This window comes from Bacillus siamensis (genome assembly GCF_051628075.1).
GTDB classification, from domain to species: domain Bacteria; phylum Bacillota; class Bacilli; order Bacillales; family Bacillaceae; genus Bacillus; species Bacillus siamensis.
Map to the genome: position 1 here is coordinate 3,403,736 of NZ_CP155579.1, position 12,225 is coordinate 3,415,960.

The 12,225-nt window shown below is 47.2% G+C and carries 10 protein-coding genes; 1 reads left to right on the forward strand and 9 read right to left on the reverse strand.

All coding sequences use genetic code 11. The features are described from left to right. Positions 1 to 9: 9 nt before the first annotated feature. The 9 genes from tuaF to ABDB98_RS16930 all read right to left on the reverse strand — a co-directional run bounded on the left by tuaF (position 10) and on the right by ABDB98_RS16930 (position 11,124). Positions 10 to 690 (reverse strand): teichuronic acid biosynthesis protein TuaF, encoded by a 681-nt coding sequence (gene tuaF, locus ABDB98_RS16890; protein ID WP_438420754.1) that lies wholly within the window; start codon positions 688 to 690, stop codon positions 10 to 12. Beyond that, positions 687 to 2,174: a teichuronic acid biosynthesis protein TuaE gene (gene tuaE / locus ABDB98_RS16895; protein ID WP_438420755.1), complete on the reverse strand. Its 1,488-nt coding sequence runs from the start codon at positions 2,172 to 2,174 to the stop codon at positions 687 to 689. Before tuaE ends, tuaF begins: the two co-directional genes overlap by 4 nt. A 67-nt stretch (positions 2,175 to 2,241) precedes the next feature. Beyond that, positions 2,242 to 3,582, reverse strand: coding sequence for a UDP-glucose 6-dehydrogenase TuaD (gene tuaD / locus ABDB98_RS16900; protein ID WP_438420756.1), 1,341 nt, complete (start codon positions 3,580 to 3,582; stop codon positions 2,242 to 2,244). A gap of 4 nt (positions 3,583 to 3,586) precedes the next feature. Beyond that, positions 3,587 to 4,783: a teichuronic acid biosynthesis protein TuaC gene (gene tuaC / locus ABDB98_RS16905; protein WP_438420757.1), complete on the reverse strand. Its 1,197-nt coding sequence runs from the start codon at positions 4,781 to 4,783 to the stop codon at positions 3,587 to 3,589. Beyond that, on the reverse strand, positions 4,780 to 6,228 hold the full coding sequence (gene tuaB / locus ABDB98_RS16910; RefSeq protein WP_438420758.1) for a teichuronic acid biosynthesis protein TuaB: 1,449 nt from the start codon (positions 6,226 to 6,228) through the stop codon (positions 4,780 to 4,782). Before tuaB ends, tuaC begins: the two co-directional genes overlap by 4 nt. 35 nt (positions 6,229 to 6,263) lie before the next feature. Continuing rightward, positions 6,264 to 6,923, reverse strand: coding sequence for an exopolysaccharide biosynthesis polyprenyl glycosylphosphotransferase (locus ABDB98_RS16915; RefSeq protein WP_060964134.1), 660 nt, complete (start codon positions 6,921 to 6,923; stop codon positions 6,264 to 6,266). A gap of 218 nt (positions 6,924 to 7,141) precedes the next feature. After that, positions 7,142 to 8,632, reverse strand: a complete 1,491-nt coding sequence (locus tag ABDB98_RS16920) for an N-acetylmuramoyl-L-alanine amidase (protein WP_060964133.1) — start codon at positions 8,630 to 8,632, stop codon at positions 7,142 to 7,144. Between the two features lie 21 nt (positions 8,633 to 8,653). Beyond that, positions 8,654 to 10,774, reverse strand: a complete 2,121-nt coding sequence (locus tag ABDB98_RS16925; protein ID WP_188154381.1) for a SpoIID/LytB domain-containing protein — start codon at positions 10,772 to 10,774, stop codon at positions 8,654 to 8,656. 32 nt (positions 10,775 to 10,806) lie between these two features. Next, a complete protein-coding gene (locus ABDB98_RS16930; protein ID WP_438420759.1) occupies positions 10,807 to 11,124 on the reverse strand; it encodes a LytA in 318 nt (105 codons plus the stop codon). 181 nt (positions 11,125 to 11,305) lie between these two features. On the opposite strand from ABDB98_RS16930, the gene tagU reads away from it, so the two are divergent. Continuing rightward, a complete protein-coding gene (gene tagU / locus ABDB98_RS16935) occupies positions 11,306 to 12,223 on the forward strand; it encodes a polyisoprenyl-teichoic acid--peptidoglycan teichoic acid transferase TagU (RefSeq protein ID WP_060964131.1) in 918 nt (305 codons plus the stop codon). The last annotated feature ends 2 nt before the right edge of the window (positions 12,224 to 12,225 follow it).

The window sequence follows — 12,225 nt, forward strand, 5'->3', positions numbered from 1 at the left end:
CGCAGATTTTTAAAAGGACTCTCTAAAAAACTCAGGAATGACAATGAACATAAATGCAACTGCAATGCCGATCAAAACACCCAGAACCGCTTTCTTTTTCGGCGGCATGCCTTGTCCCGCCGTTTCACTCACCGGCTCTGAATTGATGACGGCGGCTGATTTTAGGTTCAGCTGTGTATTTTTCAATTCGTATAAAAATCGTTCCTTATCCACTTTGGCATCCGCGCTGACGGTTTCTCCTTCAAGTGCATCAATGCTCTGCCGGACCACTTTTGCCCGTTTCTCAAACAGTTCCTGATCATTCTTCAGAAAAGTCTTCATGACGGCTTGAAACACTGATTCGGTCTCCTGCTTGTTTTGGCCGCTGTAGCTGACCGTGATCAATGAATCTGATTGTGTTTCGACAGTCAGTTTACTTTTCACGGCCGTCCTTTCTTCGTCTGTTTTGTCAGGCAGAGCCTGTTTTAAAAAAGCATCGCTCGTCAAAAGGAGCGGAATTTCTTTTGTGTTGTTATAAAGCGGATGATCATAGTTTCCGGCGGCAATCGCAGCTTCCGATGTGAAACTGCTGCTTCCGGTGATTTTTGACGGCAATAGATAACCCGCCGCCCCTAGCACAACGGGCCCCGCAATGATCCAAATGATATTCTTTTTGATACGCCGGATTATTCTTGTCAACATATCCTTCATCTCGCATCTCCCTGTTTTTCATAGTACGCCGTAACGGCAGGCTCCTTTTGTAAACGCCTCAGAATATTGACCGCCGCAATCACGAGTGAGAGAAATACCCAGTGGAAAAATAAATTTGATACGGAGCTTGGGCTGATGCTGCTTACCAAAAAACCGGCCATTGCCGTGATGAGTCCTTCTGTGATCAGTCTTGACTGATTTTCCGATTTTCTTTCATGGCATTTATAAAGTGTCCAAAAAAGGTACAAATAGACTGTCAGATAGCCGAGCATCGCAAGCACGCCGAAGTTCGCCATAATCTCGACGAGCCAGTTGTGCACCTCAACTACGCCGCCCGTATCATAAACGGGCTCGGCTTTTAAATAGTACGAGACGTTTCCGGCACCCACTCCGAACCCCCAGGAATCAATCACGTAGTAAAAGGCGTTCTTTAAAAGATTCGCCCGCGCGAGGTTCGATGGAAGCGGGTGCTGTCCCGGCATCGCCTGCGGAGCTGAAAACAGATTCAAGACGGCATTTGTGATACGGCCCGCAAATAAAACCGCAAACAGCGCAGCACCCGCTCCCGCTGCGTACAGCGCGAGTTTTTTCAGCAGAGAAGGCAGCAGGATAAAGACGTATACAGCCGCCCCCGCGCATATGCCCAGCAGGCTCGCGCGTGAACCGGTCAACATGATTAAATACAAAGCGCTGATCGCAAAGAGCAGGCTGACGGCTTTTACATAGCCGTTTTTCACATTTTTCACCGCCGCCGCGTACAGAAAGAAACTGATGCACAAAAACGTCGCAAAATCATTTTGATTAAAGAAAACGGACGTCGGATAATGCTGTTTGTATTGCGGCCCGTTATAAAGCGTAGAGCTCGGCAGTTGATGGTGAGTAAAATGGTTGTAAAAGCCGATCGCCATCACAAAAATGGTCATCACAAGCCATATGCCGTAAAAAACCATCAGCTGATCAAAGCGCTGAATAAACATGACGATGAGATAAATCAGAAACATGCCCATCGCCATTAATGCTAAATATTTGATCCCGTACGTCACGGATTTTGCCCACAATAACGATATGAGACCGTATGTAAACCATAAGGCGAAGAACATCAGGATGCCTTTTACATTCACCCGATTCCATCTGTCAATATGATGACGGTTTGTCAGGATGCCGGCGATGTGAAGAGCACCCGCCCCGATTAATAACAGCCGGTATATAAATAAGCTGAAAAATCCGAGATGGATCGCAAAGAAGGCCTGATTTAAAAATGTACACGCGATCAAGACATAAATGAGCCCCATAAACATCTGACCGTTTGCGGTAAAGGCGGATAGCAAAGCAAGACCGGCAATCCCGATCATGGCGGCAAGCAGCAGCACGGTGATTTTTCCGAAGCCGGCATCCGTCCTGACCGCCTCCACCATGATAAATCCTCCTGTAATGACAGCGGCAAGCAGCACAAGAACATGTGCCGCTGAACGTTTGATAATCACATGGCAAACCCCTTTCCAAAACCGGCAGCCGAGCCGGGCTGCCGAGAGCCTGAAGACAAATCTTTTTCTATCTTGCCAGTTCTTTTATTTGCCGATCGGCATGAACCGCCGGACGTCCGACGGAATGATAAGTGAATCCTGAAACCCGCATATATTCCAGCGGGAACATATTTCTGCCGTCAATGATGACCGGCTGTTTGAGCAGCTGCTTCGCCCTCTGAAGATCCATTTCCTTGACTTCCGGCCAATCGGTTGTAATCAGGCATGCATCCGCATTTTTGATGGCGCTGTACAGCTCTGTGTAATAGTCAATGCCGCCGTTTCCTAATGCCGCAGACGCTTCGGGAATCGCGATCGGATCATACGCTTTTACGTGAGCGCCCTGCTCTTTAAGACGCGGAATGATATCAAGAGCCGGGGCGGAGCGGACGTCATTTGTGTGCGGTTTAAAGGCCAGCCCCAGTACGGCTACGGTTTTCCCTTTTACAGAACCGATGGCGCGGTTTAATTTTTCCGTTATTAGAACCCGCTGCTTCTGATTGGTTTCTATGACGGCTTCCATCATTTGAAACGGATATCCGGCGCTGTTTGCGATATGCAATAAAGCCGTTGTATCTTTCGGAAAGCAGGACCCGCCGAACCCGATGCCCGCCTGGAGAAATTTATTCCCGATCCGGCTGTCAAGGCCGACGCCTTCTGACACGTGAGAAATGTCCGCGCCGACACGTTCGCAAATATTTGCGATATCGTTAATAAAAGATATTTTGGCGGCTAAAAAAGCATTTGCGGCATACTTAATCATTTCCGCGCTTTCAAGATTGGTCTTCACGATCTTCGTACGGAACGGCTTGTGAAGCTCTTCAATAACCGAAGCGGCATGTTCGCTTGTGGCGCCGATGACCGCCCGCTCCATCTGCATCGTATCCCGCACCGCCGAGCCTTCGCGGAGAAATTCAGGATTTGACGCGACATCAAACGGATATTTCCCCTTCGACGCTTCGCTGATGATTTGGTAAACGAGCTTTCCCGTCCCGACCGGAACGGTGCTTTTGCTGACAATGATTTTGTATCCGTTCAGCTGTTCCCCGATTGTTTGCGCCGCGGCCTTGATATAGGTCAAATCGGCTTCACCCGTCTTTGACATCGGTGTACCGACGGCAATATAGATGATATCAGCGGCTTTCACAGCCGGCCCAATCTCTGCCGTAAAGGACAAACGCCCGGCACTGACGTTTTTTTCAGCTAATTCCTCAAGCCCCGGTTCATATATCGGGATGACTCCGTTTTGCAGGCTTCTGATTTTCGCTTCATTGATATCACAGCAAGTCACATGATGGCCGATTTCCGCAAAACAAGTTCCAGATACAAGACCTACATACCCTGTTCCTAATACAGCGATTTTTTTCACAGCTTCATCCCTCTTTCGAAAGGTTCTCCTCTTGCCCGGCCCGGTTCATGACGGTCCGGTATTTCTCTTTCAGCGCTTTTGCGTTTTGGCTTGCGTCAAAATACGTGCGGACGGTTTGATAAAGTTCTTCGGCTGTTTGCGTTGTCCATGCCTCTCCTTTTTCATATTGCAGGATGGATTCCGCCAGCGTTTCGGGTGAACCCGGTCTGATCAGCAGCCCCCGGTGTTTACCGAATAAAGAAGCCGCTCCTCCGACATCAGTGCAGATCACCGGCACCTTCAGAGCAAGCGCCTCAATGACCACAGTCGGCATGCCTTCACTGTAAGACGGCAGGGCCATGATATCCGACGCCAGCAGATAGTCCTGTATCTTGTCATTCGGCACTTGCCCCGTGACGATGTGAGCGGCTTCCCGCAATGAGGATGCGGCGGGCCCGTCACCGACAAAGACGGCTTCAAATCTTTCATCCAATGACTGAACGGCTTTTGATAAGTCGAAAACGCCTTTCTCTTTGACAAGCCTGCCGATGAATACGATCAGCTTTTTATCCGTAGGAAGGCCGAGCCGTTTTCTGATGGCTTCTTTCGTCTCGTTTCTTTTTTGGAAGGCGTCAAGCGTGATGCCGATCGGAAGCACGCTGCAATCCGCTGCGCTCAGCTTCTTCATTTGTTCCCGCAGACTGCCGCTGACGGCATAAATATCGGCAGCCTCCAGCACCGCAAATGTGAATGCGCGATGAGCGCTTTTGCTGTAATGCGGATAGACATTAACATCACTGCCATGCAAGGTCAGGACATACGGAATTCCCAGGGCCTTTGACACAATGGCGGCCGCTCCGCCTGACGGCATGGCGAAATGCGCGTGAATCAGGTCAGGCTTCAGACCGTTCTTTTTGATCGCAGAAAGAACCGATGCCGCCATTCTTTTATGGGGCTGCGCCCATTTCAGCTGCCCGGGGACCGCCTGATAAAACGGCCGGTGTACGGACACGCCTTTCCGCCATTCATGTGCAGGCCTTATATCCTTTTGCCGATATGTCTTTTTCAGCAGCCGGAATGGCGCGGCGAGTTTCGGCCGCGGACAGATGACGGTCATCTCCGCGCCAAGCTTTCTCAGTTCTTGCGCCTGTGTTTCATGAAAAACACCTTCCCCCGGCTTTTCACTGCTCGGATAGACACTTGTCATCCATAATACCTTCATAGCAAACGCCCTTTTCTTAATTTACTTTTCATCTGCGGATAAGCTTTGATTAAAAGAAATAAATAACACAATGCGCCGCAGGCTACTGAGATCGCCAGACGCAGCTTTACATTAAGGCTGATCCGCTCCGTTCCGAGGCTGGCTGTAAAGGCGATGACACCCATCGCCGCCGTAAGCAGAAACGGTTTGGCCACGGCTTTGAAGTAAGCCGACAGCCGCAGCTTAATGACATATGCCAACAGCCAGCGGCCGATCAGGAAATTCAAGATGCTGATGAATGCGTACGTCCAGGCTACCGTCAAGAGATTTCCGGACAGCACGGCGGCGTACAATGATGCACCATACAGCAGCATCACCCCGGCGTCCCAATAAAACGCCAGATCGGCCCGCCCTTTTGCCAGCAGCACAGATCCGTTCGGGTTCATCAGGACCCTTAAAATCCCGACAATGGCGAGAACATTTAAGACCGGGACAGCCGCCAGCCATTTTTCTCCGAATACCGAAGCCACGAATGCATCCGACACTGAAACCAAACCGAGCAAAAGCGGAAAAGATATCAGCGCGAGCATTTTGGTCATATTGAGAAAGCCTTCTCTGATGGCGCTGTTTTCATGCTTGTTTTTCGCAAAGACGGGAAATGCGACTCTTGTAATGATCGGATTAATTTTTAATACCGGAAGCGTGACTATCTGATAGGCCAGATTATAAATGCCAAGGGCCTCGGCGCCGATAAAACTGCCGATCAGAATCATATCAATATTCGCCCCGAGCCGGTTCACAAGCCGGGAAGACAGCTGAAAGGCTCCGAAAGAAAAGAAGCCTTTCATTCCCTTCAGATCAAAAACGAACGACGGACGCCATGTTTTTCTGCAGGCCATCCAGTACAGAAGCCCTTTCGACGATTGCAGCAGCACCTGGGAAATCACATACGCGAGAATCGGGTCCGTATAAAAAACCGCAGCCGCCAAGTAAACGAAGGACAGCACATTTGAAAAGATTTCAATTTTGCTTAACGTGTTAAATGCCAGCGCTTTTTGCAGCATATACTGATATTGCTGACCGATCGGTGCGATTAAAAACATGACGGCCAGCACGCGGACTAAATAGTCAAGCTCCTCCCGCTGATAAAAATCAGCAATGAGCGGGCTGCTGAAAAACAGCAGCGCAAACAGTGCAAGCCCCGTTATGATATTCAGCCAGTACAAGGAAGACATCTGTTTTTCAGTGACATGATCTTTTTGAATGAGCGCGGCGCCAAACCCCATATCAAGCGCAATTTGGGCAAACACCGCTACCGTTGTGATCATGCCGACAAGGCCAAATTCAGCCAGTGACATGACCCGCCCGAGCAGGGCGAATTGAACGATTTGAATGACCGTAATACACGCTGTCGAAATACTTGTCCATTTGGCGCCGCTCAAAATTTGATTTGTAATACTAGGCATCGTTTTCCCTACTTTTTGTCTGCTGACCAGAATTTTTATCGTGCCCCGTCACCGGTCCAGATTACTTTGCACGTTTTGAGCATAATCTTCAGTTCCAATGAAAAGGTCAGGTTGCGGATATAGTATAAGTCAAACATCAGCTTTTCCCTCGGTGTCATGTCATATCCCCCATTGACCTGCGCCCAGCCGCTTAATCCCGGCTTAACAGCCAGCCGCTCCGTAAATCCCGGGATTTCTGCCTGAAACTGTTCCGTAAACACGGGCCGTTCGGGGCGCGGGCCGATCAGGCTCATTTCTCCCCGAAGCACATTTACCAGCTGCGGCAGCTCATCAATACGGGTCCTTCTGATAAAAGCGCCGACCTTTGTCACGCGGGGATCCTTTTTCAGCGCCCAGACCGCACCCGATTTTTCAGCATCTATTTTCATAGAGCGGAGCTTATACAAATAAAACGGCTTCCCGTCTTTGCCTACCCGCTCCTGCTTATAAAAAGCCGGGCCGGGCGACTCCAAACGAATCAGTATGGAGAACAGGCCTATTATCGGAAGCGCCGCCAAAAGCCCCGCAAGCGCAAACACAATATCCATGAATCGCTTAAAAGCCAAATAACGGGCCGTTCTTTCCGTTACGGCAGCGGAAGTCCCCTGCCGCACTGCATAGTTATTATTTACATTCATGCTTTTCTCTGCTCCCACTGACACACACCTCACGATTTGTTGGGATGTTTGATGACCTATGCCGTGAGTTTAGCAGATGGATGTTAATTGGAAGTAAAGGAAACGTTAATGTTTATTAGAATGTTTCGATTATTGTTTTTTTATTGTAAATCTATTCATATCCATATTTGAGTCAAACCATAATGAAAAATAAAAAAACAGACCGGTATGAATCGGTCTGTTTTAAATGGAAAATACTATCTGAAATAGGAGGAAACGCCTTGGGTGATCCCCGCCGCGAGTCTGTCCTTTTTCGTTGATTGTTTTAAAATATTGGCATCAATCGGGCTTGTGACAAAACCGGTTTCTAACAAGACACTCGGCATTTTAGAATACTTAATGACGTAAAATCCGGCAGTTTTCACACTGCGGTCACGCGTGCCGAGAGCAGAAACCATTCTCGGCTGAATATTTTGGGCAAGTCTCAGACTGTTTGCGGATTGGTAGGTTGGATCATAATATGTCTCCGTACCGTTTGCACTGCTGTTATCATTCGCGTTTGCATGAACGCTGATGAAAATATCGGCGTTCGCCTTCGCCCCTTTGCTCACTCTCTCCTCAAGCGAATCAAAGGTGTCGCCTGTCCTCGACATTACAGTAAGCGCACCCGCACCGTATAATTGATTGTTTAGGCGTGTTGCGATATCAAGGTTCACATTTTTTTCAAGCAGGCCATTGCCCGTTGCTCCTGAATCCTGGTAGCCGTGTCCCGGATCAATAAAGACCGTTTTGCCGACAACTGGATTTTTAAGCTGCGATGCCGCATTGTTGCTTAAAGATGATGCACTCCCTATGACGGTGAAGCTGGTGATGCGTTTACTTCCGATATACGTCCGGACGTCCTTTGACAGACTGTCCCCATTCGTCATAAGGTGAACTCTTCCCTGTTTGGCACTTAAAACGCCTGCGACGATGGTATCCGGCTCTTTAAAACCATTGGTAACAAACGTATAGCCTGTGCTGAGGCCTGTCTTTTTCGCAAGATTCACAGACAGGTTATAGCGGTTTTTGCCGCTGACTCTTGAAGGATTCGGCAGCTTATTGTAAAGTGAGCTGCTGATGCTGCCGGTGCCGCCGATGACAATCGTATTTTTAATCCCCAGGCTTTTGATCGCATTTGACGTGGATCCATTCAGTGTTGAATCATTGGTGAATAAAATCGGATATTTTTTCGCGGATGCATAAGAAATCGCAGCCATTCCATCTGCATCAACAAACCCGTTTACCACTAAGGCTGTAGAAGATCTTGTCATTTCACCCGCCACTTTTGCGGCTGTGGCATATCTCGTGCTTCCTGATAAACGTTTGACGCTGATGCCTAATTTAGCAATTTGATTCTCGGTATTTTTCGAAACGGCAGGTGTGCCGCCTACGATAATCACATTTTTCGTTTTTAAATCAATTAATCCCTTTTTTGTGCCGGCAGACAGCTGATCTTTATTGGTAAACAGCAGCGGCGCATTTTTTTGATATGAAAGCGGCGCAGCAGCAATCGCATCGGCATATGAAGTCCCGCCGGTGATAATAACCGTTTTTGCTTCGCTCCATGATTGTTTTGCCGCCTGTACAGCCGTATCATACCGGGTGCTTCCGCCGATCCTTTTGACCGTGTTGTCAGCCAAAGCGGATGGGACAAAAAGAATGACCCCGAGAATGAAGACAGGGAGACATTTTATGATGAATTTCAATCCGATCTCCTCCACAGAAGTTTAGTAGTTTGTAAGTGCTGTATTAGGATAATAGAACGCAAGAATAGAAGTATACGGCTCTCCGGCCTCCGCTCTTTCTCTCGCTCCGTATTGACTCATTCCCACGCCGTGTCCGTATCCCTTTCCTGATATCGTGATTTTCGCAGAATCAGCGGACGCACTGGCGTATGTACTTTTAAAAGATGAAGCTCCGATCATCGTTCTGAGTTCTGACGCCTTCACCTCAAAGGATGCAGTCTTGTTCATGACATAGCCTTTCGACTTGTCATTCACATGGTATGTCACCTTCACCGCGGCGTCTTCTGCCCGCTGCCCTTTTGTTTTTCCGGTGAGCGAGAGATCAGAGATGCTTGCAATTTTTATGGAATTTGCATTGGTTTCTTTATTTTTCATCAGCCAATTTTTTATTCCGTTGAGCTGCGCAGCATTTGCTTCGTTTGTTTTGGACCACCAGGATGCGGGGTTTTTCATATCCAGACCGGCTGGCAGCTGCTGTTTCTGCAATGTTAAAGACCAGCTGATTTCCGGATCTTTTGTATCCTTTTTGGCTACTAAATACGGCACTTTTGAGCCCCATACTTCATCGCCGGCTTCAGTGTAGCCGCCATTGCTTGACGAGTAGGTGGCATCTATCAATCTGCCGGAATAAGTGAGCACTTTCCCCTTTGTTCCGTCAACGGCTGCGGTGGCGTTTGGATACCAGCTGTATCCCCCGTATACCTGAAAAGCCGTTGAATCCGCAACTGTTTGTCCCGTCTTGCTGATAGAGTAGGTGCGGGCGGCAACAGCCTGAGCCTTCAGCGCTTCTGTCGGCCAGCTTCCCGGCATTTCATTCGGCAGGACACCTTTCAAATAATCCTCAAAAGGAATGTTTTCATTTACAGGTCTTACATATTTGCCGGATTCCGCAGAAAAACTCATATTCCCCAAATACGGTTTTCCGTCAATACTGATTGTGTTCGATGTTGAATATTTTTCAGGAACCGCCTTGAAAGACGTTTTTCCGCTGTTAATACCGGCAACGCCTAGTTTGCCGCCGGATGTTTCAATGCGGTACGTTTTTCCGTTTACGAGATAAAACTCTTTTGCATAAGCATCCTTAACTGAATCTGCAATTGAATTCGTGCTGCCTATTAATGTATAAGAATAGGTGCCTTTTGCTTTAAAAAGGCTGGCTTCGTCGGCCGGCGTTTCACTTTTTTTGATGTATACAAGCGGCATATGATTTGCGGCGGCAATATTCGAGCCGACAACGATGTCCGCTAATTTTGTCCCGTTGGCAGCAACTGCTTTGCTTGCATCCATGCCCAGCGAAGTGACTGCATTTGCTGATATTTGATATCTGTTTGAACCGGTAATTCTTTTTGTCACTGAAGCTTTCTTTTTAATTTGATTCTCCACATCTTTGCTGACGCTTGAAGTGCCTCCCATGATGATCACTTTTTTAGGCAGATTGTAGCTCGGGAGGGAGTCTTTTTTCGTCAGGAGAATCGGATAGCCGTTTTGCGCGGCATAAGGTGCGATTGCCAGCGCATCCGTATAAACATCTCCGGTTACTACGATTGCCTGGTCATAGCTGCCCATTTCGGCCGCGATATTTTTGGACAGATCATATCTGTTTTTTCCGCTGATCCGTTTCGTGCGGCCGTATTTTTTCAATGTTTTTTCCGCAGCTGACGAAATACTGTTCGCCCCGCCGATGATTAAAATATTATCCGGGTTGTATTTTTTGATTTGCGCTTCCGTGCTGCTGCTGAGTTTTTTCGATTCAGTCAGCAGAACAGGCGCTTTCAGTTTATTCGCTAAAGGAATGACGGAAAGCGTGTCCGCAAAATAAGCATCCGTATTAACGACGACTACGTTGGACGGATTTTTCCAATACTTTGATGTCGCGGCGTTTGCCGTATCATATTTGGATGCGCCTCCCAATCTGACAACGGAGGACACACCGCTTCCCGTCAGTTTATAAGTTCCGGAGGGTTCGATATTCAGAGTCGATTTATTACCAATATAATTCGTCAGTTTTACTGAGATATCAGAACTGGCCGCAAAAGTGCTTTCCGGTAATAAAGCCAGGCTGAATATCACAGAAAAACAGACAGCCCATATTGTTTTCTTCAATTTTTATCCCGCCTTTTGCTGATCATGATGTATTATTTTGCTTTCTCGATTTCCTTGATCTCTTTTTGGCCTTTATCATTTGTGAAATAAGTAATGCTGACTTTGTCATTTTCGTTGAATTTATTCAGAACATCAGAGAAGTCGTCAGAAAATTCAAAGCTGACAGGCTGATCATCGACTTTTACTTCAATTGTGTGCGTATCCGCCATACCGACATAATATGCCGTTTCTTTTTGAGCCTGCGTTTCCGAAGAACCGCTTCCCTTCTTTGATTGATCCGCCGTTCCGCATGCTGCTAACACAACTGAAAAAAGCAGTATTAAGAACGAAGCTGCAACAATTTTTTTCATTTTTTTCACCTCATCTTTATGTATCGTCTTATACTAACTTTTTTTTAAGGTAATTTTAAGGTCTTTTTGTAACCTTTTTTTTAAGAATTTCGTCTATTACACGGTTAGAAGTAAAAATATGACTGGGTTTATAAAGATTAGTAAATTGCATCGTGAAAGTTAATAGAAAAGGTGATGACAAATGAGGGCTGAACGAAAAAGAAAGAAGAAAAAAGTTCTTCTGACAATCGTAACGATCATCGGGCTGTTAGTTTTATCATCAGGAGGCTACGTCTACTACTTGTGGCACAAAGCAGCTTCAACGGTGGCAAGTATTCAGGAAGACTTAAAAAAATCGGACAAACGTGACACAGATATAGATCTCGGAAAGAAGGACCCGATTTCTGTTTTAATCATGGGCGTCGATGAACGGAAAAATGATAAGGGGCGCGCGGATACGATGATTTATATGACCGTCAACCCTAAAACGAATACAACAGAAATGGTCAGCATTCCGCGTGATACGTATACGAAAATCTCCGGCAAAGGTACGATGGATAAAATCAACCACTCCTATGCTTTCGGCGGGACGCAGATGGCCGCGGATACCGTCGAGGACCTGCTTGACGTGCCGGTAGATTATTTTGTGAAAGTAAACATGGAGAGCTTCAAAGATACGGTGGATACACTCGGCGGGATTACGGTGAACAGCACGTTTGCCTTCAACTACGACGGGCACTCTTTCGGAACGGGGAATATCAGCCTGAACGGTGAAGAAGCACTCGCCTACACGCGTATGAGAAAAGAAGATCCCCGGGGGGATTTCGGCAGGCAGCAGCGCCAGCGCCAAGTGATTGAAGGGATTATATCTAAAGGGGCAAACATCTCGTCTGTCACAAAATTCGGAGATATGTTTAAGGTCATTGAAAACAATATGAAAACAAACATGTCATTCGATGATATGTGGACGGTTATGACTGACTATAAAAACGCCCGCGGCAAAGTTATTCAGCATGAACTGAAGGGAACGGGAACGAGAATCAACAATATCTATTATTACAAATTAGATGAAGCAAGCCTCGCTTCAGTCAAAAAAGAATTAAAAGAAAGCCTGAAATAATA